This is a genomic window from Alteromonas sp. MmMcT2-5, assembly GCF_022348315.1.
GTDB classification, from domain to species: domain Bacteria; phylum Pseudomonadota; class Gammaproteobacteria; order Enterobacterales; family Alteromonadaceae; genus Alteromonas; species Alteromonas macleodii.
Window position 1 is genome coordinate 16,596 of record NZ_JAKRFB010000022.1, and the last position, 22,693, is coordinate 39,288.

Annotated in this window: 23 protein-coding genes and 1 tRNA gene; 16 read left to right on the forward strand and 8 right to left on the reverse strand. The window is 44.7% G+C overall.

The genetic code is table 11. The features are described from left to right. The first annotated feature begins 29 nt into the window (after positions 1-29). From ihfB to pyrF, 5 genes are all read left to right on the forward strand, one after another. Positions 30-317: an integration host factor subunit beta gene (gene ihfB, locus MHN09_RS10850; protein ID WP_014949641.1), complete on the forward strand. Its 288-nt coding sequence runs from the start codon at positions 30-32 to the stop codon at positions 315-317. Positions 318-523: 206 nt separating this feature from the next. Next, positions 524-2,866 carry a PilZ domain-containing protein gene (locus MHN09_RS10855; protein ID WP_014949640.1) on the forward strand — a complete coding sequence of 781 codons (2,343 nt, stop codon included), beginning with the start codon at positions 524-526 and terminating at the stop codon, positions 2,864-2,866. A gap of 129 nt (positions 2,867-2,995) precedes the next feature. Continuing rightward, complete coding sequence (locus tag MHN09_RS10860; RefSeq protein WP_014949639.1) at positions 2,996-3,253, forward strand: lipopolysaccharide assembly protein LapA domain-containing protein; 258 nt, start codon at positions 2,996-2,998, stop codon at positions 3,251-3,253. Beyond that, positions 3,253-4,422, forward strand: coding sequence for a lipopolysaccharide assembly protein LapB (gene lapB / locus MHN09_RS10865; RefSeq protein WP_014949638.1), 1,170 nt, complete (start codon positions 3,253-3,255; stop codon positions 4,420-4,422). Before MHN09_RS10860 ends, lapB begins: the two co-directional genes overlap by 1 nt. Before the next feature lie 6 nt (positions 4,423-4,428). Further along, positions 4,429-5,127, forward strand: coding sequence for an orotidine-5'-phosphate decarboxylase (gene pyrF / locus MHN09_RS10870; protein ID WP_039234640.1), 699 nt, complete (start codon positions 4,429-4,431; stop codon positions 5,125-5,127). Positions 5,128-5,242: 115 nt separating this feature from the next. Here pyrF and ald read toward each other — a convergent pair whose 3' ends face one another. Further along, a complete protein-coding gene (ald, locus tag MHN09_RS10875; protein WP_049588668.1) occupies positions 5,243-6,376 on the reverse strand; it encodes an alanine dehydrogenase in 1,134 nt (377 codons plus the stop codon). Positions 6,377-6,561: 185 nt separating this feature from the next. On the opposite strand from ald, the gene lrp reads away from it, so the two are divergent. The 7 genes from lrp (at position 6,562) to MHN09_RS10910 (ending at position 15,012) form a co-directional block, all read left to right on the forward strand. Continuing rightward, a complete protein-coding gene (gene lrp / locus MHN09_RS10880; protein WP_014949635.1) occupies positions 6,562-7,047 on the forward strand; it encodes a leucine-responsive transcriptional regulator Lrp in 486 nt (161 codons plus the stop codon). A gap of 284 nt (positions 7,048-7,331) precedes the next feature. Further along, a complete protein-coding gene (locus tag MHN09_RS21575; RefSeq protein WP_156078406.1) occupies positions 7,332-10,127 on the forward strand; it encodes a DNA translocase FtsK in 2,796 nt (931 codons plus the stop codon). A 16-nt stretch (positions 10,128-10,143) separates the two neighbouring features. Continuing rightward, positions 10,144-10,968, forward strand: a complete 825-nt coding sequence (gene lolA / locus MHN09_RS10890; RefSeq protein ID WP_156078405.1) for an outer membrane lipoprotein chaperone LolA — start codon at positions 10,144-10,146, stop codon at positions 10,966-10,968. Continuing rightward, positions 10,955-12,262: a replication-associated recombination protein A gene (locus MHN09_RS10895; protein ID WP_156078404.1), complete on the forward strand. Its 1,308-nt coding sequence runs from the start codon at positions 10,955-10,957 to the stop codon at positions 12,260-12,262. Before lolA ends, MHN09_RS10895 begins: the two co-directional genes overlap by 14 nt. A gap of 72 nt (positions 12,263-12,334) precedes the next feature. Further along, positions 12,335-12,718, forward strand: coding sequence for a fluoride efflux transporter CrcB (gene crcB, locus MHN09_RS10900; RefSeq protein WP_014949631.1), 384 nt, complete (start codon positions 12,335-12,337; stop codon positions 12,716-12,718). Positions 12,719-12,728: 10 nt separating this feature from the next. Continuing rightward, positions 12,729-14,024, forward strand: coding sequence for a serine--tRNA ligase (serS, locus tag MHN09_RS10905; protein ID WP_239240671.1), 1,296 nt, complete (start codon positions 12,729-12,731; stop codon positions 14,022-14,024). Positions 14,025-14,298: 274 nt separating this feature from the next. Further along, positions 14,299-15,012, forward strand: a complete 714-nt coding sequence (locus MHN09_RS10910; RefSeq protein ID WP_156078401.1) for an SOS response-associated peptidase family protein — start codon at positions 14,299-14,301, stop codon at positions 15,010-15,012. A gap of 76 nt (positions 15,013-15,088) precedes the next feature. On the opposite strand, the gene MHN09_RS10915 is transcribed toward MHN09_RS10910, so the two are convergent. The 6 genes from MHN09_RS10915 to MHN09_RS10940 all read right to left on the reverse strand — a co-directional run bounded on the left by MHN09_RS10915 (position 15,089) and on the right by MHN09_RS10940 (position 17,939). Further along, positions 15,089-15,526: a host attachment protein gene (locus tag MHN09_RS10915; RefSeq protein WP_014979395.1), complete on the reverse strand. Its 438-nt coding sequence runs from the start codon at positions 15,524-15,526 to the stop codon at positions 15,089-15,091. A 270-nt stretch (positions 15,527-15,796) separates the two neighbouring features. After that, positions 15,797-16,144, reverse strand: a complete 348-nt coding sequence (locus MHN09_RS10920; protein WP_014976656.1) for a TusE/DsrC/DsvC family sulfur relay protein — start codon at positions 16,142-16,144, stop codon at positions 15,797-15,799. After that, on the reverse strand, positions 16,141-16,461 hold the full coding sequence (locus MHN09_RS10925) for a hypothetical protein (protein WP_156078400.1): 321 nt from the start codon (positions 16,459-16,461) through the stop codon (positions 16,141-16,143). Before MHN09_RS10925 ends, MHN09_RS10920 begins: the two co-directional genes overlap by 4 nt. After that, a complete protein-coding gene (locus MHN09_RS10930) occupies positions 16,461-16,829 on the reverse strand; it encodes a DsrE family protein (RefSeq protein WP_014949621.1) in 369 nt (122 codons plus the stop codon). Before MHN09_RS10930 ends, MHN09_RS10925 begins: the two co-directional genes overlap by 1 nt. After that, entirely contained in the window at positions 16,829-17,218 is a 390-nt protein-coding gene (gene tusD / locus MHN09_RS10935; protein ID WP_014976653.1) for a sulfurtransferase complex subunit TusD, read from the reverse strand. The genes MHN09_RS10930 and tusD overlap by 1 nt, the downstream gene beginning before the upstream one ends. Positions 17,219-17,273: 55 nt before the next feature. After that, positions 17,274-17,939, reverse strand: a complete 666-nt coding sequence (locus tag MHN09_RS10940; RefSeq protein ID WP_014949619.1) for a Bax inhibitor-1/YccA family protein — start codon at positions 17,937-17,939, stop codon at positions 17,274-17,276. Positions 17,940-18,180: 241 nt separating this feature from the next. Here MHN09_RS10940 and MHN09_RS10945 point away from each other — a divergent pair. Beyond that, a tRNA-Ser gene (locus MHN09_RS10945) sits at positions 18,181-18,274 on the forward strand. Positions 18,275-18,311: 37 nt separating this feature from the next. Continuing rightward, positions 18,312-19,778, forward strand: a complete 1,467-nt coding sequence (locus tag MHN09_RS10950) for a DUF3360 family protein (RefSeq protein ID WP_039227656.1) — start codon at positions 18,312-18,314, stop codon at positions 19,776-19,778. Between the two features lie 182 nt (positions 19,779-19,960). Here MHN09_RS10950 and MHN09_RS10955 read toward each other — a convergent pair whose 3' ends face one another. Continuing rightward, entirely contained in the window at positions 19,961-20,866 is a 906-nt protein-coding gene (locus tag MHN09_RS10955; RefSeq protein ID WP_075177980.1) for a LysR family transcriptional regulator, read from the reverse strand. Between the two features lie 194 nt (positions 20,867-21,060). On the opposite strand from MHN09_RS10955, the gene MHN09_RS10960 reads away from it, so the two are divergent. Next, entirely contained in the window at positions 21,061-21,510 is a 450-nt protein-coding gene (locus MHN09_RS10960; protein WP_239240674.1) for a DoxX family protein, read from the forward strand. A 176-nt stretch (positions 21,511-21,686) separates the two neighbouring features. Beyond that, complete coding sequence (locus MHN09_RS10965) at positions 21,687-22,577, forward strand: class III extradiol ring-cleavage dioxygenase (protein ID WP_239240677.1); 891 nt, start codon at positions 21,687-21,689, stop codon at positions 22,575-22,577. The last annotated feature ends 116 nt before the right edge of the window (positions 22,578-22,693 follow it).

Genomic DNA, 22,693 nt, shown 5'->3' on the forward strand with positions numbered 1-22,693 from the left:
AAACAATAATATTGACAATGAGGTTAAGCATGACCAAGTCTGAATTAATTGAACGGCTCGCGGATCAAGCGCGTCATATTCCGGCGAAGGAACTTGAGCTGGCGATAAAAGAACTTCTAGAGCAAATGGCGCAAACTCTCCAAAAGGGTGAGCGTATTGAAATTAGAGGTTTTGGCAGTTTCTCTCTTCACTACCGCGCTCCACGCGTAGGTAGAAACCCAAAAACGGGTGAGACAGTGAAACTTGACGGTAAATATGTACCGCACTTTAAGCCTGGTAAAGAGCTTCGCGAAAGGGTAGACGCCTCAATCGCATAATGCATTTTAAAAGCCGCTGAAAAGCGGCTTTTTTGTGTCTGCTGCCTTATTGTTATTTAGCAAAATTCAATAGTCTATTTGCCTTAGCTAAAATAAGGTGCTCGTTATTGCTGATATACTTTCGTTTAATTTTTGATACCTATTGACCCCAACTCGAATAGGGTTATATATTGTTCAAATAATAATAAACGGTATTCATAGAAGTAATGTCAGCCGGCGACGAACAAGCAATAATAAAACAATACCAGCCGCTCATTCGCGCGTTAATTCCTTATGAACAACAAAACAAGCTGTTAGAAGGAATTAACAAGTTTTCGAAGCGTCTACCTAGTAGTGTTCGAAAAGTAGTAAAAGAGGAGGTTGTTCGATTAACGTCGTTAACCGACGCACCTGCTGATAACTCTGCCTTTGCTCAATTCCCCGTCATGAAATTCAAGCACTTCGGGGTTCAAATGCGCCTTGATAAAGTCGGCGCGCAGATACTCAAAAACGAAACATCACTTTATCAAGACAGATATACGGTAGGCGTGTTTGAGTCAGTAATGAACTCAGACTTCTACCAAAACCAAATAAAAAAAGAACAGTTCAAAAAAATTGTCGATGCTTTTAATGTTGAAAGCCAATCGTTTACTGATATAGATTTCGGCGATGACATCGCAATTCGTCCAAACTTTACTATTTCTTCCCCCGATTTTGAGAAAGGCCGTCATTGTTCGATCAGTTCGATGTCACACAAAGGCATTGCTCTTGAAACGAAAAGGCCACCGAACGCTTCTACTGGTGACATTATTACGTTCACTATTCCTGAAGTTAAAGGACTTACTAAAGAACCGACTGAAATAACGCTTGAACTAGAGTCGGTAAAATACAACAAGCACTTAGGGAAGTATGAGACATCGTTTGTTTTTCAAGACGACGTGGATAAAGGCTTTCTTGCAACCCTTAAACGATATGTAGCGATTACCGCGTATAAACAGCCTTTGCAGCGTGATTTAGAAATAGAACGCGCCATGCAAGAACTAGAACGCGACCGAATACTTGAAAATAGCCCGTGGTTGCCCGTGTTTCTCGCGCCAGAGAAGAAGTCGCTTAAGCCAATTATTGCCCTGTTTACCAAAGCCAATGTCGAGCATAACGACGCCGAAAAACTCTTGGCTAGCCTACAAGATAAGCCTATCTTCGCGACGTTAGTTGACGAGCTGCGCAAGTATAATGAAGCGTATGTCTTTCATGGCAACATCAAAACCAAAAATGGTAACGTTCAAATAACAGCGACGCATAGACAACTACTGGCATTAAAACAGCTTAACGCGTTGGTTTATCTTCTTGCCAAAAGTGGCGACTTCATCTGTACCCATTGTCGACTTGATAGCGTGACGCGAGAAGATAAACAAAAAGCGTTTGCTATTCACGATATTGCCAGTAAAGAATTTGAGCAACTGGCGCAGATCTCCCATGTTCTTTACTGTAAAGACGTGTCTGCTTATCTTACTAATCTGACTCTTTCAGCAAAATGCGATTTCAAACCCTTGTCAAAAACCTTGAGGGCTAGCGGCAATAATTGGCGAATTGATTATGTAATGGAAGAGGATTTAGATAGACGCAGTGAGACACGTTACGTTATTGATAAACCTGCCTCTATCAAAGTTGGACTGCTGACATCGATTGATGCGCGGGTTGCTGATCTAAGTGCAAGTGGAATGAAGTTAATTGTTGCACCGAAAAGTGAGCTACAAAAGGAAATTCGTGTTTCAGTACCGGAACTGAAAATTAAAGGTGAAAAATATAAGGTTGTGCACTACCAAGCGGAAACGGGCGTGGTGAGGTTGTGCCTTGTTGAAGATACACGTAAGGCTAAAGTGAGCTCGAGCGTCGATCATATGGTTGAAGAAAATACCGCGTATTTCAAAGTAAGAGATATTGCGCGTATTCAACGCTCAACTCACCGTTATATCTGGGAATTGGCGGTTAGGCATATGCCGTCTTTATCGGTACTATGTGTGATGAACCGCTTTACGTTAGACAGGCTCAAAACGGTGTATCAAAGTGACGCATCTGACGACCTTTATCCTTTTTCGCGCACTCAAAATATTATCCCACTGCACGGCTTTTTTGCAGACAAAGGGCAGGCTAAGCCCAAGTCACAAATTCTAGAGGCGATGTTTAAAGAAACATCTGAACAAGCGTTAGTGGTTCACTGCGTTAGAAAGAGCGATAGCCGCTTAGTGTATATAAAAGAACGCGACTTCCTTTTTTCTAAGTTGCGAACACAGATAAAAACTCAGTTAGATGAAGAAAAAATACATCTCAGTGCCACAGATGTCACTGCTATCCGGTGTCACGGTGCGATAACACCGTTAACTAAGAAGCGTCTTGCCCAGCTATCAAAGCTAGACAAAGCCATGTATGACAAGCTCGAAACGATGCAGGCGGGTTATACACACTGTATTTTTATTACTAATATGTCAGCCCTTCACCACGATTTAGTGGTAGACAATCTTATTGCCAAACCCCAACGTCAGGATCTAGAAAGCGAAGGTGCGGCTTAATGCCAGAGCCTTCTGAATGGGCAATTATCGATGCGGGTTGGTATAACATCATTTCACTTACGCTTTTAGTGTTATCTCTTTTCGCATTTTGCTATTCTTGTAAATAAATCAACAAAAAAGGGTTGAGTGTTGAAAGGGATCCTAACGTTTCTTATCATTTTGGTTCTGCTCGCGATCGCGTTTGTCATTGGCTCTCAAAATGAAGCACAAGTAACAGTTAATTATTTAATTGCTCAGGCGAATCTTCGCTTATCGACGTTAATAGCGATAACACTTTCAATTGGCGTTGGTATCGGAATTTTGGTAATGCTAATGAGCTGGCTAAAATTACGTGTTCAGCTGATGTCTGCGCAGTCTAAAATACAGAGTCTGGAACAAGAACACTAATGCTCGAACTGCTGTTTCTCCTTTTGCCTGTTGCGGCAGGTTACGGCTGGATAATGGGCCGAAATAGTGTCCGTCAAGCGCAGCGAAAGCAGTCTAGCATTCTATCTAAGCATTATTACAAGGGGCTAAACTTCCTTCTCTCAGACCAACCTGATAAAGCAGTCGATACGCTAATCAAAATGATTAACGTGAATAGCGATACAGTAGAGACGCATATCGCGATGGGGAGTTTTTTCCGTCACCGAGGTGAAATAGACCGCGCAATTAAAGTCCACCAGAATTTAGTTAGCCGTGATGAGCTCCAGCCGGCTCAACGAGAAAATGCACTGAGGGAGCTTGGTCACGACTACACACAAGCAGGCTTTCTAGAGCGTGCTGAAAATGCTTTTCTTCAACTGCTTAACAGCGATAAACACTACCTTGTAGCTCAACAGCAACTTTTCAGTATCTACCAGACCACGAAAGAGTGGGAAAGAGCCATAGAATTAGCTGAACGTATGGTGCAGTGTCATGGTGACAATGATGATTTGTGCGAACGCCTTGCACACTTTTATTGTGAACAAGCATCGGTTGAGTTGAAGAACGATAGCCAAGGGGCGGCATTGACCTTATTACAAAAAGCGGTAAATGCCGACGAACATGCGGTTAGGCCGTGGCTTATGTTAGGTGATATAGCGCTTGATCAAAAACGCTTTACTGATGCCAACGCGTACTTTACGCAAGTGGCCGAACGCGATATCAACTGGTTCAGCGAAGCCGTACCTAGTTTGGAAAAAATTGCTGAAGAAACTGACGACTGGGAAAGTTTTCAGAAGAACTTAGAAGCACATTGGCAGGAGTGTGCTACGTCCTATTTAGCCATGGTTGATGTGCTTATGAAGCGCGGTGAAACGGCACAGGCGGCTGAGTACTTACTAGAGCAACTTCGCAAACGCCCGACCATGCGCGGCTTTAAAACCCTTATGGGGCTTTACATTGACCAGCTTTCAGATAAAACCACGGCTGATAGCTTACGCTTACTTAAAGAATTGGTGGAAAAGCAAATGTTGCAGCGCCCGAAATACCGCTGTGGCAGCTGTGGCTTTTCCGGTCGAAAATTATATTGGTTATGCCCTAGCTGTAAAAAGTGGGGCGTAGTAAAACCTATCAAAGGGCTAGACGGAGAATAAAAGAACATGCATGACCCACGCGTTATTGTTGCATTAGACTATGACAATAAAGACACTGCATTGGCGTTTGTTGATAAATTAGATTCAAGCTTGTGCAAGCTAAAAGTGGGCAAGGAAATGTTCACCTTATTTGGACCAGAATTCGTAAAAGCGCTAATCGCTAAAGGCTTTGACGTTTTCTTGGATCTTAAATTCCATGACATTCCAAATACTGTAGCGAAAGCGTGTAAAGCAGCGGCGGAGCTGGGTGTATGGATGGTAAACGTACATGCATCGGGCGGCCTACCTATGATGCAAGCAGCTAAAGAGGCGATTGCAACAAGCAGCAACCCTCAAACTAAACTTATTGCGGTTACCGTTCTTACCAGCATGGATGAAGCGCAGTTGGCGGATGTAGTAAGCGGTGTGACACCAGAACAACAAGTGCTGCGTTTGGCGGCACTAACAGAAAAAGCAGGATTAGACGGCATTGTCTGCTCAGCGCAGGAAGCCAGCGCGTTACGCGAAAAACACAGCGACGATTTTCTGCTAGTTACACCGGGTATTCGCCCAGTAGGCGCAGACGCTGGTGATCAAAAACGCGTCATGACGCCTCCCGATGCTATGAAAGCTGGCGTGAGCTATTTAGTTATGGGAAGACCTATCACTAAAGCGGAAGACCCTATTGCCGTACTGAAAGCAGTAAACGCATCAATAAACGGTTAGACTTATTTCAAATACAAAAAAGCTCGGATGTGATGTTCACATACCGAGCTTTTTTATTCCGATATTCTTATTCAAGGGTATGGCCACAGCCCCACCCGAGACTAACCTTAAGAAATTATTCGCCTTTAAGCGCTACTTCAGCTGGTGTATAGGTTAGACCTAGTTCTTCACCTAGAGCGTCAACAACGGCTTTGTACGTTACCTTACCTTCGTGCACATTTAGGCCGTTAAGCAAATGCTTGTCTTCTAGCATTGCTTTCGCTGGGCCTTTGTTAGCTAGGGCTAGACCAAATGGCAATGTGGCATTGTTAAGTGCCATCGTAGAAGTACGCGCAACGCCACCAGGCATGTTTGCAACACAGTAGTGAACTACATCGTCAACAACATAAACAGGGTCTTGGTGTGTGGTCGCTTTAGATGTTTCAAAGCATCCACCTTGGTCGATAGCAACATCAACAAGCACTGAACCAGGTTTCATTGCCTTAATTTGTTCGCGAGTAAGAAGCTTCGGAGCTGCTGCACCAGGAATTAGTACCGCACCAACAACAAGGTCAGCTTTTGAAGAGTAGTGCTCAATAGCGTCAACGGTAGAGTAAACCGTTTTTACTTGTCCGTTAAAGATATCATCGATTTGACGAAGACGAGGAAGCGAGCGGTCAAGAATAGTAACGTCAGCACCAAGGCCTAGTGCCATTTTTGCTGCGTTAGTACCAACAACACCACCACCGATAACCAGTACTTTACCTGGTGCTACACCCGGAACGCCACCAAGAAGTGTACCGCTACCGCCGTGTGCTTTTTCAAGGTAGTGCGCGCCAGCTTGAACCGACATACGGCCAGCTACTTCACTCATTGGTGCTAGTAGTGGAAGCCCACCGCGGTCGTCAGTCACTGTTTCATATGCGATACAAGTTGCACCAGACTCAACAAGCAGCTTTGTTTGCGTAGGATCAGGCGCTAAATGTAGGTAGGTGTATAGTGTCTGGCCTTTACGAAGCATTTTACACTCGTTAGGCTGAGGCTCTTTAACTTTTACGATCATTTCTGCTTCAGCAAACACTTGCTCAGCCGTTGATGCAATGGCTGCGCCTGCTTCGACATACATTTCGTTAGTGAAACCTATTGCTTCACCTGCGTTCGTTTCTACTAAAACGCTGTGACCGTGGCTAACAAACTCTTTTACAGCTGCTGGCGTCAAGCCAACACGGTATTCGTGGTTCTTAATTTCTTTTGGTACACCAACTAACATGTATAGTCCTCAATCTTATAGTGAGCTTCTAAGCGGCTCTGGTTGAACTTTTGATAAATAGTGTTCGGCTTTGAAGCACGTGAACATATTTGCGGAGTATACGTGATAAAAAAACGAACTATCTGCTGAAGAATGGGCGTTTGTAGCATATAATTCTCCTAAAAGATGCTTTTAAGATATTTTATATGCTGGTAAAGACACCAAAACACCTAGACCGAATAGACAGGAATATCCTGGTACAGTTACAGAAAAACGGGCGTATATCAAACGTCGAACTTGCTAAAGAAGTGGGATTAAGCCCCAGCCCTTGTCTTGAGAGAGTTAAGAGGCTGGAGGCTCAGGGCTATATAAAAGGATATCATGCTGTCGTTGACCCAGAAAAGCTCGGCGCAGCTATGCTTGTGTTCGTAGAGATTACGTTAACGAAAACATCGGTAGATATCTTTGCAGAATTTTCTGCTGCGGTAAAACTGCATGACGATATACAAGAATGTCACCTGGTGTCCGGAGATTTTGACTTCCTTCTTAAAGCACGCGTTGCAGATATGGGAAGTTATAGGAAATTATTAGGTGATACTTTACTGCGCTTGCCCGGAGTGAGTGAGTCGCGGACGTACGTTGTGATGGAAGAAGTAAAAAGTACATCGTCGCTGCGCATTAATTTGAAGTAATGAAAGCGTGGCTCAATAGCGTGGTTTTGTGGTAGGCTGTGCAAAAATACAGTGTTTGTGTTTTACCAAAGGATTAACAGCACGCTAAAGCACAGGGTAGGGGATGGGTGTATTAATTCAGTTGTGCGCTCAGTAACTTACCAAAAAGTAAATCAATAATAATTATGTAGGAATAGCAAAGAGTTCGCTAAGCTCTTTGTTGCGGTTAGTACTGCGGTTACCGCATAGCGTAAAAAGCTATCTGCGGTAATACATGCGATGGAAATTGAAGGTTTTTTAGGGTTATGGCGCGATTAACAGGGGTTCAGCGAGTGTGGGAAGCAGGTATGATTATCGCCTGTGTTTTCGCCTTCTTCTTATTGCTGGCACTAGCATCTTTTCATCCAGGAGACCCAGGTTGGAGTCAGGCTGGATTACAACTCGACGTTCACAACTGGGTTGGAGCAACAGGGGCGTGGGTCGCTGATCTTCTGCTATTCTCATTTGGTTTTTTAGCGTATTTGCTGCCTTTCGGCTCCGCCTTCTTAGGGTGGTTTCTATTCCAACACATTAAAGAACTCGATGAATTCGATTACCTTACTATTGGATTAAGAATTATCGGTGGGCTGTTGATGGCCCTCGGTGCAACGGGCATCGCCAGTATAAATTTTGACGACATCTACAACTTTTCAGCCGGCGGTTTTGTTGGCGACGTAATTAGTTCAGCGCTAGTGCCTTACTTCAATACAGCTGGCACAATTTTGCTACTTCTTTGTTTCTTCTGTACGGGCTTTACCTTACTAACGGGTATTAGCTGGCTCACTATTATCGACAGGTTAGGTGAAGGTACGCTGTGGTTAGGACGCAAGACTCTTTCAGCGCCTCAGAGTTTGTTAGCATTCGAAATGCCGCGACTAGCCCTAGCTAACAAATCGTCTAATCAAAGTGGCGACGAAGGTGCAGAGCTAGATATTACTAGTATGCGCGCTGAACCTTTGGCTTCTACTGCACAGACAAAACCATCACAGACACAGAAAACTACGCCATCACGCAGTGAGCCTACCTTTGGCATTGACGATGTAGATGATGAACCGCCGTTTTATACCTATGACGGGGACAAGTCTGCTCAATCTAATCCCAACGATACTGTCAACGCCGAGGAAGACGATGCGACATCAAGTGCAGATGTAGATGCAGATGAGACGAAAAAGTCGTCGTTCTCATTGTCAGGTATGCGTAGTGCGGTTACTGGTAGCTTTAAAGACAAAGTGGGTTTGGGTAAATCGAGCCAAGATGACTCAGTTCAGTCAGAAGATGATAGCAGTCAACATGAGCATAAACACCAAGCGCAGCAAAGTCCGCATATTAACTTTGACGACTTAGAAGAGTTTGATGAAGACTTGCCTTACGAAACTGGAAGCAAGCCAATAACTTCTGCAAATAACAGCGCGCCATCTGTTGAAGGTAGCGAACCAAATACGGAAACGCTACAGTCGCAAACTGTTGAAACTCAGGGAGCGAGTCAAGGTGCTAACCAAGCATTTACGCCTGCTGCACTAGGTGCCAAACCTGTGAAGGCGAGGGCAGGTGAGTTAGACCCTGATTTACCACCTATGCCGTCCTTTGATTTACTTGAACGTGCCGACAAACATGAAAACCCGCTTACGCCAGAAGAGATTGAAGGTATTTCTCGTTTGGTAGAGGAAAAACTGGCTGACTTTAACATTGAAGCGACGGTGGTTGGCGTGTTCCCAGGCCCTGTTATTACCCGGTTTGAGCTTGATTTAGCACCTGGGGTAAAAGTGAGCAAGATCTCAGGACTGTCGAAAGACTTAGCCCGCGCTATGTCAGCTATCTCGGTGCGTGTAGTGGAAGTTATTCCGGGTAAGTCAGTAATTGGCTTAGAACTGCCGAATAAAAAACGTGAAATGGTGCGGCTGAGCGAAGTTATTAGCTGCGATACTTTTCAGTCTAATAAATCACCATTAACCATGGTGTTGGGCGCTGATATTTCAGGTCAGCCAGTGGTGGTCGATTTAGCCAAAATGCCTCACCTTTTGGTTGCGGGTACTACAGGTTCAGGTAAATCTGTAGGTGTGAACGTTATGATTCTTAGTTTGCTTTATAAGAGCACGCCAGAAGATGTTCGCATGATCATGATTGACCCGAAAATGCTTGAGCTTTCCGTTTATGAAGGCATACCTCACTTGCTTGCTGAAGTGGTTACCGACATGAAAGAAGCCGCCAATGCCCTTCGTTGGTGCGTGGGTGAGATGGAGCGTCGTTATCGTCTAATGAGCGCTCTTGGCGTGCGTAACCTAAAAGGCTATAACGCGAAAGTAGAAGAAGCTATTGCTAATGGCACACCAATAAAGGACCCACTGTGGAAGAATGAAGAAAGTATGGATGCTGAAGCGCCTGACTTAGCCAAACTTCCTGCTATCGTGGTAGTGGTCGATGAATTTGCCGACATGATGATGATAGTGGGCAAAAAAGTAGAAGAGCTTATTGCACGTATCGCGCAGAAAGCACGTGCTGCGGGCATCCATCTTATCCTTGCCACACAGCGTCCATCTGTAGATGTTATTACAGGTCTGATCAAGGCCAACATTCCAACCCGTTGTGCATTCCAAGTTTCTAGTAAAATAGACTCAAGAACCATTCTAGACCAACAAGGCGCAGAAACTTTGCTAGGGATGGGTGACATGCTTTATCTGCCTCCTGGTAGCCCTGTGCCAACCCGTGTTCACGGTGCATTTGTGGATGATCACGAAGTACATGCTGTAGTTGCAGACTGGCAGAAACGTGGTGAGCCTGAATACATTGATGAGATCCTGAATGGCGAAGCGACGGCTGAAGTCTTACTGCCAGGCGAACAGCCTGAGGGTGAGGATCAAGAATTTGATGCCTTCTATGATGAAGCCGTGGCGTTTGTTACTGAAACACGTCGAGCTAGTGTGTCGAGTGTGCAGCGTAAGTTTAGAATTGGTTACAATCGGGCTGCGCGCTTGGTTGAACAAATGGAAATGAGTGGTGTCGTAAGTGCACAGGGGCATAACGGGAACCGTGAGGTTCTTGCACCGCCGCCCCACAAAGAATAACGAATGGATTGAATAAATGAATAAAGCAGTTTCGGTTTATTTTGTGAGTGCATTGGTAACGGCAGGTACAGCAATGACTGCTGCTAACGCTGCGGTAGAATTAGATACAACAGGTTCAAATATAGGCAAGAACAATGCTCACGAGGTTGTCAGTGCTCATGACGCTATTCAGGCTAATGCCACAGTAAACACTAGTCAGCCTAAAACTTCATCGCTTATCAAAGATTCTGCGAGTACTTCACTGCAGGCTTTGTTAAGCAATATGAAGCAGTTTCGTGCAAGCTTTGCGCAGACAGTAGTCGATGCACAGCAAAATGTCGTTCACGAAGCACAAGGCACGCTGACCATGACCCGCCCTAATAAGCTTCGCTGGGAAACAACGTTTCCTGATGAAACCCTTTTGGTTGCCGATGGCGAAGCGGTTTGGAATGTGGATACCTTCGTAGAGCAGGTAACAGTCCTATCTCAAGACAATGCGATTAAAGATAACCCTATTGTTTTGCTTACATCGACAGATGAAGCAACGTGGTCAAAGTTTTCTATCAGTCAATTAAATAGCGGTTCATCGGCCGTAACACCTGAAAATGGCGCGGCAGACAACATCAATGGTGTTAGCGCAACAAAAAGCTACCAAATCACGCCTAAGGAACAGGGCGGCCAAATCGCAACGCTTACATTAACCTTTAACCAAGACAGTGAACTCGCTTCGCTTAATATGCTCGATGCGCAACAGCAAATCAGCACTTTGGTGTTCAGTAATATTGAAACGCGTTTTCCAGTGCCCGCTGATACGTTCTCAGTTGATATTCCAGACAGCTTCATAATTGATGACCAGCGTTAATCAAGATTTCGCGCCCCTCGCGGCGCGAATGCGCCCGGTCACCATAGAGCAGTACAGCGGTCAAGAACACTTACTTGGCGAAGGTAAGCCTCTACGTAAAATGTTAGAGGCGGGTCACTGTCATTCTATGATTTTGTGGGGGCCGCCCGGTACCGGTAAAACTACCCTTGCTGAACTCATTGCTCAATACACCAACGCATCTGTATTGCGTATTTCTGCGGTTACCTCTGGGGTAAAAGACATCAGAGCCGCTATGGATACGGCTGAAGAAAACGCCCGTTATAACCAGCGGACACTGTTGTTTGTTGACGAGGTTCACAGGTTTAATAAAAGCCAGCAGGATGCGTTTCTCCCATTTGTAGAATCTGGTGTAGTTACCTTTATTGGCGCAACCACAGAAAATCCATCGTTCGAATTAAATAAAGCCCTGTTATCACGTGTTCGCGTATACGTTTTAAAGACGCTAGAACACGACGCGCTTTCACAATTAGTGAACAGAGCGCTAAGCGATAATGAAAAAGGCCTCGGTGACAGAGCTCTTGGTATTGAAGAAACAGCAAGAAACGCCCTTATAGATTTGAGCGGTGGCGATGCCCGCCGTCTTCTCACGTATTTGGAACTAGCTGCCGATTTTACAAGTGCAAGTGAGATAACCATAAGCGATGTTGAGCATGCGGTGGGGGAGAAAGTTGCCAGCTATGACAATAAAGGCGATACCTTCTACGATCTAATCTCCGCGTTTCATAAATCTGTTAGAGGCTCAGATCCAGACGCAGCCCTTTACTGGTACGCAAGAATTCTTGATGGCGGGGGAGACGCGCTGTATGTAGGAAGACGTCTACTTGCTATCGCGTCTGAAGACATTGGTAATGCAGACCCAAGAGCAATGCAGCTCTGTATTAATGCCTGGGACACGTTTCACCGAGTAGGGCCCGCAGAGGGCGAGCGCGCTATTGCTCAAGCTGCGGTATATTGTGCGTTAGCTGCAAAAAGTAACGCGGTATATATGGCGTTTAACGAAGCAAAAGCATTGGCGCGTAAAACCTCTGATGCACCTGTTCCCATGCATTTACGCAATGCGCCTACGTCGCTAATGAAAGAGCTCGGTCATGGCGATGGTTACCGCTATGCTCACAACGAGCCGAACGCGTTTGCCGCGGGTGAGTCTTACTTTCCGGAAAGCCTTACCGGAACTCGCTTGTACAACCCTAATGAACGCGGTTTAGAGAAAGCTTTGAAAGCCAAGCGTGAATTTCTCGATTCACTTAATGCGAGAAGTAACAATAAAAGGTAAAGTTGCAGACAAGTAACTCAACTAGTTCAGATTATATGAATTAGTTAATAAAAAATGCGCTAGGGAGTTTTCGTGCCTCAAGGGTTAGCTTTGTATTGTTTTATTGCCGCTGGCGGTGCGACCGGCGCCTGTTTACGCTATTTTGTTACCACAAGTGTTGATTCCTTATTTGGAAAACACATGCCGTTTGGTACACTAACGGTGAATGTGGTCGGGTCGTTTGCACTCGCATTACTGTACGGTTTTATCGAACGTCATGATTTAAGCGACTCTCCTTACCGAGCGCTTATCGGTGTAGGGCTATTAGGTGCCTTTACTACATTCTCAACATTTTCCGTTGAAACCTTAACTTTATTAGAAAACGGGTTGTGGCTTAAAGCCGCAGCAAATGTATTTCTTAACGTTGGCGCTTGCCTAATAGCAGGTTGGCTAGCCATTCAATTGATGAAAGGATAATTAGAAACACATGTTAGATCCAAAGTGTTTGCGAAGCGATATAGAACAAACAGCTAAGCGATTAGCTGCCCGTGGTTTTAACCTCGATGTAGCAGCTTTCAGTTCGCTTGAAGAAAAAAGAAAAACACTTCAGTCCAGAACACAGGATCTGCAAAACGAGCGTAACGTACGAAGTAAATCCATAGGTAAAGCAAAAGCGCAGGGCGAAGATATTGCACCGCTATTGGCTGAAGTGGGTAAGCTTGGTGACGAGCTTGACGCCGCTAAAGCGGAACTTAGCGAACTGTTGGAAGAAATTAACACCCTTACGCAAGGCATTCCTAATTTGCCACACGAGTCTGTACCAGCGGGTAAAGACGAAGATGACAATGTTGAGATTTCTCGATGGGGCGAACCACGCACGTTTGATTTTGAAGTTAAAGATCATGTTGATGTGGCTGAAGGCTTAAACAACGGCTTAGATTTCGCTACCGCAAGTAAGCTTACGGGAAGCCGCTTTGTAGTGATGCGCGGCGATATTGCTCGCCTAAATCGTGCAATTGCTCAATTCATGCTGGATACCCATACACAAGAACATGGCTACCAAGAGATGTATGTGCCTTACTTGGTTAACGCTGACAGCCTTTATGGCACAGGTCAGTTACCTAAATTTGGTGAAGACCTATTTCACACCAAGCCAGCAACTGAAGAAGGACAGGGGCTTAGCTTAATTCCAACGGCGGAAGTTCCGCTAACTAATATTGCACGTGATGAAATATTAGATGCGAAAACGCTGCCTGTGAAAATGACTGCGCATACGCCTTGCTTCCGCTCAGAAGCTGGTTCGTACGGTCGTGATACCCGTGGCCTTATTCGTCAGCATCAGTTCGATAAGGTAGAACTTGTACAGTTAGTTAAGCCGGAAGATAGCTTTGACGCACTAGAAGCACTTACAGGACACGCAGAAGTTATTCTTCAAAAGCTAGAATTACCGTACCGCAAAGTGTTGCTTTGTACTGGTGATATGGGCTTTGGTGCATGTAAAACCTACGATCTTGAAGTATGGCTACCTGCGCAAAATACCTATCGTGAAATTTCTTCATGTTCAAACATGTTGGACTTCCAAGCACGACGCATGCAGGCTAGATTCCGTAACCCAGAAACGAATAAAACTGAACTTCTGCACACATTGAATGGTTCTGGTTTAGCGGTAGGGCGTACGCTTGTAGCTATTTTAGAGAACAATCAGCAAGCAGACGGAAGCGTTACGATTCCAAAGGCGCTTGTGCCTTACATGGCAGGGCAAGAAGTGATTAAGGCTTCTTAGCGAGCTATTTTTTGGGCACATGAACTGAGCCCCGCCTCAAAACAGAGCCTTTTATAAGCTAAAACATACAAAATCCGACATTGCATTCAGTGTCGGATTCTTTCATTCTCCACCCCGTGTAAAGTCGCAGGTTGAATGGAGGTATTACTGTTCGCTTCGAATAAGCGTTAACTAAAACGATGAGCTACCACGTGAACGTGGTGGCTCTTTTTTGTGTTACTTCCCTTATAATTTCTGTACCTTGAAGCGAGTACAAACTCATAGGCTTTCTTACATGTGCGGATTTATACAGCGTATTACTGACTCACCTGACGTTATTGCGCTACTTGAAGAAGTCGGGCTTACACAAACCATTCCGCTTTTTGTCAATGAATCTTCCACAAGCAATGTTATTAACTTTTATCCTGCATTTGGAAAAGTGCCAGAACGACAAATTACCAATTTAATTGTATCTGGTGATAGCACCATCGATGCAACGTGGTGGTTTGACGCAAAACCTAATGGAAACACGCTTACCGTAGGTGATAGAACAACATTTAACGCTCGAAATCTCGATAGCCCTTATTGGAGCAAGTTCATTCGTGAACGACGCGCTGTGGTTGTCGCAACTGCAGTAGGGGAGTCAAACCCGCTTGGTAAAGGAAAAGCGCACTTTTTAATGAAACCGGCTACTGGTGCATTGTTAATTGGCGCGGTATACCGGCGGTTTAGTAATGGCCTATTTTCCTGTGCAGTAGTGACGCGCCCACCCGTAGAGGGATTTAGCCAGTATCATGAAAAATCCATTCCTTGCTTTCTTCCACATAATGCACATGCGATAAATGCGTGGTTAGCGGCTGACAAACAAGGCTCATTGAACAATGAGGTAGAATATATTTTGAATAATCCTCGTGTTTATACCGATCTTGAAGTCACGCGAGTAAAGACGTTTAAAAGCGCCGAGGCAATCGGTGAGGTTAATGTGTTAAAAGCTGACGAAAACCGCTAACTTTTACTTATAAGCGAGTAAGAGAAGGCGGCAATGACAACAGCCGCCTGTGACAATCTAACTACTAAATAACGTTTTATTTAAGGTAGGAAAGCAAGGTTTCTTCGTCCGCGCCTAAAACATTCTTTTTCACTTCTTTGTCGACGACGTCTGAACATTGAGATGACATTCCGCTTCTCAATTTACCAAGAAATCCAGGCCCACTAATAATATCTATCGAGCCCAACGCACCTCGTTTACGCTCACCATCTAGCCAGTCAGCAATGTCACTGGCAAATCTTTCATCTTCGAGTTCGGCGGCATCTTTTCGATTCATGCTATCAACGCCTGGTACTTGCGAAGCGGGAGCCGATTGTCTGCCGGGTTTATCTGTATAAATGTCTTGGTCACTCGCGCCACTAAACTCGTTATGCCACTTTTTTACTTCAACAAGTGCACTTCCGTGGTTGGTATAGGTGTAAGCTGTGGCGTCGTCGTGGTTGGCCACAATTACGTAGTGTTTTTGAACTGTCATACAGCCTCCTATGTCCATTTATGTAAAACATTCACGTTTATGGTGTTCGGTAAAAGGCAAGTATGAAAAATATGCCTGAAACCCGAGATAAAACGCCAATGTAGGAGGGGAGTTGCAATATCAACACCAAGGCTAAAACAGTTAACAATAGGGTGGCTTTTCTGATAGCTACCTTAAATCGGGTTTCAATCCGTGAAGCAATTCAACAAGTGCTTTTAGCAGAAGGCTAGCCGGGGGCGCTAGCACTTTAAATATAATGTGCGATCGCCTTTACAAGCATTTGGCAGGTTTAGGTAATCCTGCCAGTTTGGTGGCTTGCTTAGCCGGGCCTTTTTTAAAGAGTCGCTGCAGGTAGCGGCTATTACCTTTTTCTGGCCCAAACTTATTGGCCATAGCTTTCACCAAAGCACGAATCGCTGGGCTGGTTTCGTACTCTTCATAGAATGCGCGTACGAAGCGCACCACTTCCCAGTGGGCTTCGGTTAATTCAATGTTCTCTTCTTGCGCCAGCAACTCAACCATACCTTCTTCCCAAAGGGTATAGTCGAGTAAATACCCGGCTTTGTCTGTAGGGATCGCTTGCCCTTTATAATTGAAGCTATAGGTTTCTTGTGTCATGAAAGGGGTATCCAGTGCTGATTTTTTGCTGATATTGCAGCAAGTTCTTTGTGGGAAATTGGATTAAAATGTTCGGGAAGATTTGCGCCCCTGGTATCCGCATCTGTACTCAAGAACGACAGGTTAAGCGTTGGTTTGTCTTTTGCCGTGCTTTTTACCGTATTGGCCAGCCGCTCAAAAAACGCGGTGTTTAATGCAGGGGCATAAACGCCATCACCAACAAATACAACATAAGTAGAAGTCGATTGCTCATAAGTGGCTTCAATAAGCTGTTTGTATTCAGTGCTCAAAATTGGCGTTGAAATAGTAATAAGCATTAGAATGTCACCACATGATCTACGCTTTGGATAAGCGTGACCTTTTCTTCTGGGGTTATCCACTCACAGTCTAACTCATCAACTAAACTGTTATTTGAAAGAACCTGCTCAATGTCGTAGGTATCTGCACTTGCTTTACACACAAAGCATTCTTCGATATCGAAAAACGGCATGCTAGCTAAACGTTTGGTGTGATTTTTTAGTCCTTTGGTAGACGCTGCCTTAACAAGCTGCAGTACACCTTGGCTTTCAAAAAGCACTTTAACATCGTGCCCATAGTTTGTTGCAGCAAGCGCAAAATCTAAACCGTCTTGGCTTTTAGCATTGGAAAAAGGGCTTTGCGTAAACCTAATAAGTAGTTGCGCCATTAGAATTGTACCAACCTGTTGCAATCATGGAGCGCAGTGAAGAATTCGCCCAAGCCAGCTTGCTCGAAAGGCGCGGTTAAGTTGGCCTGAGACAACCCATTCTCTTTCGCCTCTAACTCACTAACAATACCTCGCTTAACGGCGGCGGTAATGCATACTAGTAATTTCACGTTGTGTTCAGTCGCTAGAGTCTTCCAGCTATCAAGTACGAACAGCTCGTCACCCGTCTTTAGCATTAAGTTATTAGTGTGGTGTACACCTTCGCTATAAAAGAAAACGTTGTTTATTACATCACCATTATCGATTACACCTTGTGCAAAGGAGAGGGCGCGTAACGCTGTATCGCCTTGAAACGGTGATGATGTGATAAGTACTGAATATTCTGCCATACAAATAAAAACACCCCGGTTAAGGGGTGTTTCTCTTTAAACCTTTAACGCTGTTTTAATCGTCGCCACCAAACGCACCTAGAAGGTGAAGGATAGACGTGAACAAGTTGTATATGTTCAAGTATAGCGAAACTGTCGCGCGAATGTAGTTTGTTTCACCACCGTGGATGATACGACTTGTATCAAACAAGATGAAACCTGACATAATAAACACAATCGCTGCACTGATTGCTAAGCTTACCGCTGGAACTGCGAAAAAGATGTTCGCAATAGCAGCTACAAGCACTACAACTAGGCCTACTACCAAGAATCCGCCCATAAACGAGAAGTCTTTCTTAGTGGTAAGTGCGTAGCCAGAAAGCGCGAAGAACACAAGGGCTGTTGCACCTAGCGCTTCCATGATCAAGCCTGGGCCCGCAACGCCTAGATAGAAATTAAGCGTGTAACCTAGTGATGCACCCATTAAACCTGTGAATGCAAACACCCAGTAGATACCAGATGCTGAATCAGCTTTTTTCTGAACTACAAATAACGTAATAAAAGCGCCGATAGTCATAACAAGAGACATCATAGGAGAAATGCCTACTGCCATTGCTATACCAGCACAAACCGCACTAAACGCCAGTGTCATCGCAAGCAGCATATAGGTGTTGCGTAGAACCTTGTTCGTCTGCAATACCGATGGTTGAGATGCACTTGAATACATCGAACGTTGATCCATTGTTTCCTCCAACAGGACTTATGATATGACCAAAATGGTACACAATTGTTTAGTGTATGTTGTATGGGTTTTAGTTCCCATTTTCAAGTAGTTTCAGATGAAAATGGTGTCAGGTGAATATAAAAACATCTCTTATACGTGCTAAACAGTCTATTTGGTTGAAATCTCGGCACTTAGACAACTTTTTTAATTTTTCGCTTTACAGTCATAAAAATATCATTAAGATACGCAGCACTTCAGGAGAGTTGGCAGAGCCCGGTTTAATGCACCTGACTTGAAATCAGACGTGGGGTCAAACCCACCGGGGGTTCGAATACATTCCATTCACATGTTTAGGCTTGCGCTTTTCTTCGCGCAATCTAAAGGTGTTATGTGTCACAAGAAAGTTCTTCTTATCAAAATCTTCACAAACCGAGCAGTAGTTTTAAATCAAGAGACGAATATTTAAATCACGAACTTCAAGTACTTTCTCCAAAACGTTGGCGGTTGAACCTGCCTGGTAAAGACTACCGCGTTGAGTGGGAAGACTTCGTGCCAGGCATGGCGGCGACCATAGGAAAAATCGTTATGGTTGCCGCCGTAGTAGGTGCATTCGCAGCACCGCTAGGGCTATCTCCTGAGTTTGTTATTGAAAACGTGCGCTTTGAATTACTCATTGCAGCAGTCTTGTTCGTTGTTCTGATTTCCGGTTTTCTGAACCCGTCAGCTAATTTAGCAGGTACACACGGCCCCTTACTGCCCTTGGTACCCCTTATTGTTGCATCTGGCGGCCATCCCATGGCGCTCGGTCTGCTCATTGGACTCTTTGGTTTTATTTTAGGAATAACGAAGGGCGGCAGTGTGCTTGCCAGGCTAACCAGTAACGGTGTATGCGGTGGGTTGCTGTTGTATTTAGGGTTTATTGGCATTACAGGCCAGGTGAAGAAACTCTTTGCGTGGGCAGAAAGCTTCGATATGGCTTACTTAGCCTTCGTGGTGATCATTGCCACTATCTTAATGTATGCATGGCTAGAGCATATTCAAAAGCGCTGGCTAGCCATTCCGCTTGGTGCGGTGATGGCGGCGGTCATTGCGTTTTCCTTCGGTGCGCCATTTGAGTTCACAACGTCGCCGGGTATGCCTAACTTGAACCCTGCTTATTGGTGGGGGGAAGACACGGGTTGGAAACTAGGCCTGCCAGACTGGTCACATTTCATTGCTGTGCTGCCTTTTGCTGTGCTGGCTGTATCTATGTGGTCGCCAGATTTCTTAGGTCATCAAGTCTTTCAAAAGCTTAGCTACCCTAAAAAAAGTGAACGAGCGCACATGAATATAGATGACACCATGATTGCTGCATCTAGTCGTCAGGCAGTGGGAAGCCTACTGGGAGGGGGGAATATCTCATCTTCGTGGGGGACCTACATTATTCCGGCTTCTATCGCGCGCAGACCCATACCCGGTGGTGCATTAGTTACTGGCTTTTTATGCGTTGTAGCGGCACTTTGGGGTTACCCCATGGATCTAGCAATTTGGCCGCCAGTGCTTTGCGTAGCGCTTATTGTTGGGGTCTTTCTGCCGCTAATGGAAGCTGGTATGCAAATGACGCGTGAAGGTAAAACGACGCAATCTGCCGCATTGGTAGTGATCTCCTCTGTATTAGTTAATCCAGTATTCGGATGGTCTTTTACCATGCTTTTGGATAATTTGGGGCTCGTTGGGTGTAAAGATAGAGCTGGAGAACTCGGCAAAGCAGGGCGTTGGCTAATTCCAGGAATTACGTTTTTGGTGCTATGTACCGTTATGGCACTAATTGGTATGTTCCCGGGGGTGCCCGCGATTATGGAAACCTTCAGAATGTGATGAGGGCTTTAGGGTAAGGTTACTCTTTTAGAGTTTAAGTTACTGAAACCAGATATACTATTACGCGAACGGCGTCGGAGGTGTTTCTCCACGCCGTTTTTATTTAATTTATTATGCTGATATCCCTCATCCACTGAAGTTACGTTTTTACCACATAAATTAAGCGTTACGCGTACCGCGATTTACTTGTCCCAGTAGGGCGTACTTTCAAAATAGCTTGATAAAAAGTCAATGAAAACCCTTAGCTTATTAGAAATGAGCTTACGATGAGGATAGACCGCATACAAAGAGATAGCTTGCGGTACGAAATCGTCCAGTATGGACACGAGTTCCCCGTTTTTGAGCGCTTCACCGGCAATGAAGGTAGGTTGAAGTACATAACCTTCACCCTGCTTTGCTACATTGGTTAGGACTTCTCCATTATTCGCGGTTAGCTTGGGCGTCACAGTCTGGGCATTTGCTTTAAGCGCCGCAATAAGCACTGATTTATCGTTATCATAGTTGACGTAGGAGTACTCAAGATAGTGTTCTGGTTTTAATTCAGCTGGATGTTGCGGTGTGCCATATTTTTCCAGGTAGGCTGGTGAAGCGCACAGGGCCAGCTTTATCGTTGTGATTTTCTTGGCCACCAGCGACGAGTTAGCTAGGTGACCTGCACGTATTGCTACATCAAAGCCTTCGTCTATCACATCAATCTTTCTATCGTTTAGCTGCAAGTTTATCGATACGTGAGGGTGTGCTTGTTGAAACGCACTGAGTGCACTCGCTAAATGTAATGTTGAGAAAGAGACAGGGGCACTTACGTGCAGAACTCCCTTTGCTTCTGTATTGAGCAACCCAAGCTGACTTTCCATATCGGTTACGCTTTCAAGAATATGATTTGCATGTTGCAAACACTGTTGACCTGCCTCGGTTAGGTGAATTTTTCTTGTAGTGCGATTGAATAAACGCGTATCAAGTTGCTTCTCTAATTCGGCAACATACTTGCTTACGAGTTGATTTGACGTGTCTAGCTTTTCTGCAGCTTTTGTAAAACTGCCTTCATTCGCAACAACGCAGAAGGTTTTCAGTAGCGATAATTTATCCATCGTTTAGCCATTCGTCTCAATAAACAACAAATTGTTGGTAATCATTCAATATTTAACCGCTTTATTCAATAGGTGTTGGTAACTATTCTATATGCATCAGGTTAGCGCTGTGCCAACTCAATGAAGTCAGGCGGAGCGTTCATCACTTTTTAGATATGACACTTTCAATTACGAGAGACTTTGAGGATTCAACAATGAACAAGCAATTTCTGAAAAACATTTTTTCTTCTAACAGCAGTGTTTCTAGTTTGGTTTTACGTGTGCCTGTGGGCATTATTCTTACCGCACACGGCGCACAAAAGCTTTTTGCGTGGTTTGGTGGTTATGGATTAGAAGGCACAGGTCAGTGGATGGAAAGCATTGGTTTAACGCCAGGCTTTTTAATGGCATTGCTGGCCGGCAGCGCTGAGTTTTTTGGCGGGATAGCGCTTATTATAGGTTTTCTAACACGCCCAGCCGCTTTAGTAAGTGCATTCACAATGGTGATTGCGATTTTTAGTGTACATGCAGCAAACGGTTTATTTATGACTAACAACGGTTACGAGTTTGCACTAACGTTACTTGCTGCAACAGGTGCGCTAGCTATTCAAGGTGGCGGTAAACTTTCAATCGACTCTCTTATTAGTCACAAGCTTAATAAATAGCGGTTGTGAGATTCGACGACTAACGAAACCGGCCCAAATGCGCCGGTTTCAATGGCTATAGAGCCCTTATATCAATCCGCATTGATAATTGCCCACTCAGAAGACGCTGGCAAGTTTCCTAGCGAAGCGTGGGAATGCAGGAATGGTATTCTCTACATCTAACAAGGTATAGTTTTATGCAACAGCGAACGCAAACTCGCCCGTCTGTGAGAATTAACACCGCTTATATTTCTCATGGTGGAGGGCCGCTTCCACTTCTTGAAATGCAGTCAGTAGGAGAGGCGAGAATGTCTGCCTATCACATTGAAATGATTGAAGCGCTCAAAGCATTATCAACAGATTTACCCAAACCTGATGCAGTCATAGTGATTAGTGCCCATTGGGAAGATACTGAAGTCTGTGTAACTACTCACCCAGAACCTTCCTTGATTTATGACTATTATGGCTTCCCTAAAGAGGCGTATTCCCTTGAATATCCGGCCAAAGGGGAAGTAGCACTCGCAACTTTATTACTAAAGCGTTTAGCAGGGCAAGGCATCGCTGTACGGGAGGATAGGGCACGTGGTTTCGATCATGGAATGTTCATTCCCCTAAGTATTATGTATCCCAGTGCCGATGTACCCTGTATTCAACTATCCATTACGTCTGATTTGGATTCGGAAAAGCATGTGCTATTGGGGGAAGCAATTAGGAAAGCTGTTGAACTCGGGGTAGAGCCTGTAAATAGTGAAGCAAAGAACGAAGTGAATATTTTAGTATTGGGCTCGGGGTCTTCTTTTCACAATATGCAGGGCTTTTTTGATAGCTCCGATGATGCAATGCGAAAAGCAACGCGCTTTAATAACTGGCTTCAGACAACTATGCAGACCAGTGCCTACAGCGAGAATGAACGAAAAGCTCGTCTTGTTGAATGGTACAGCGCGCCGGATGCGCGATACGCCCATCCTAGAGAAGAGCACCTTCTCCCTCTCCATGTTTGTTATGGTGTTAATAATAGAGCAGCTGATAAAGCTCTGTCTTTAACGCTTCTAACCAAACCTGCAAGCATGTTTATGTGGTGTGATTGACCAGTGCTTCACATTGCCGCGTCAGTGCAACACCTGATTGGATACCGGCTGCGTTAAATGAGAGCAATTAAATTTTGAACACTTTGATTATCAATTGGTCGTTTGAGTAAAAATGT

What these genes read in the sequence shown, in the direction of transcription:
- ihfB (WP_014949641.1), top strand. Translation starts at nt 30, where the DNA reads ATGACCAAGTCTGAATTAATTGAACGGCTCGCGGATCAAGCGCGTCAT.
- MHN09_RS10855 (WP_014949640.1), top strand. Translation starts at nt 524, where the DNA reads ATGTCAGCCGGCGACGAACAAGCAATAATAAAACAATACCAGCCGCTC.
- lapB (WP_014949638.1), top strand. Translation starts at nt 3,253, where the DNA reads ATGCTCGAACTGCTGTTTCTCCTTTTGCCTGTTGCGGCAGGTTACGGC.
- pyrF (WP_039234640.1), top strand. Translation starts at nt 4,429, where the DNA reads ATGCATGACCCACGCGTTATTGTTGCATTAGACTATGACAATAAAGAC.
- ald (WP_049588668.1), bottom strand. Translation starts at nt 6,376, where the DNA reads ATGTTAGTTGGTGTACCAAAAGAAATTAAGAACCACGAATACCGTGTT.
- lrp (WP_014949635.1), top strand. Translation starts at nt 6,562, where the DNA reads ATGCTGGTAAAGACACCAAAACACCTAGACCGAATAGACAGGAATATC.
- MHN09_RS21575 (WP_156078406.1), top strand. Translation starts at nt 7,332, where the DNA reads ATGGCGCGATTAACAGGGGTTCAGCGAGTGTGGGAAGCAGGTATGATT.
- lolA (WP_156078405.1), top strand. Translation starts at nt 10,144, where the DNA reads ATGAATAAAGCAGTTTCGGTTTATTTTGTGAGTGCATTGGTAACGGCA.
- MHN09_RS10895 (WP_156078404.1), top strand. Translation starts at nt 10,955, where the DNA reads ATGACCAGCGTTAATCAAGATTTCGCGCCCCTCGCGGCGCGAATGCGC.
- serS (WP_239240671.1), top strand. Translation starts at nt 12,729, where the DNA reads ATGTTAGATCCAAAGTGTTTGCGAAGCGATATAGAACAAACAGCTAAG.
- MHN09_RS10910 (WP_156078401.1), top strand. Translation starts at nt 14,299, where the DNA reads ATGTGCGGATTTATACAGCGTATTACTGACTCACCTGACGTTATTGCG.
- MHN09_RS10915 (WP_014979395.1), bottom strand. Translation starts at nt 15,526, where the DNA reads ATGACAGTTCAAAAACACTACGTAATTGTGGCCAACCACGACGACGCC.
- MHN09_RS10920 (WP_014976656.1), bottom strand. Translation starts at nt 16,144, where the DNA reads ATGACACAAGAAACCTATAGCTTCAATTATAAAGGGCAAGCGATCCCT.
- MHN09_RS10925 (WP_156078400.1), bottom strand. Translation starts at nt 16,461, where the DNA reads ATGCTTATTACTATTTCAACGCCAATTTTGAGCACTGAATACAAACAG.
- MHN09_RS10930 (WP_014949621.1), bottom strand. Translation starts at nt 16,829, where the DNA reads ATGGCGCAACTACTTATTAGGTTTACGCAAAGCCCTTTTTCCAATGCT.
- tusD (WP_014976653.1), bottom strand. Translation starts at nt 17,218, where the DNA reads ATGGCAGAATATTCAGTACTTATCACATCATCACCGTTTCAAGGCGAT.
- MHN09_RS10940 (WP_014949619.1), bottom strand. Translation starts at nt 17,939, where the DNA reads ATGGATCAACGTTCGATGTATTCAAGTGCATCTCAACCATCGGTATTG.
- MHN09_RS10955 (WP_075177980.1), bottom strand. Translation starts at nt 20,866, where the DNA reads ATGGATAAATTATCGCTACTGAAAACCTTCTGCGTTGTTGCGAATGAA.
- MHN09_RS10960 (WP_239240674.1), top strand. Translation starts at nt 21,061, where the DNA reads ATGAACAAGCAATTTCTGAAAAACATTTTTTCTTCTAACAGCAGTGTT.
- MHN09_RS10965 (WP_239240677.1), top strand. Translation starts at nt 21,687, where the DNA reads ATGCAACAGCGAACGCAAACTCGCCCGTCTGTGAGAATTAACACCGCT.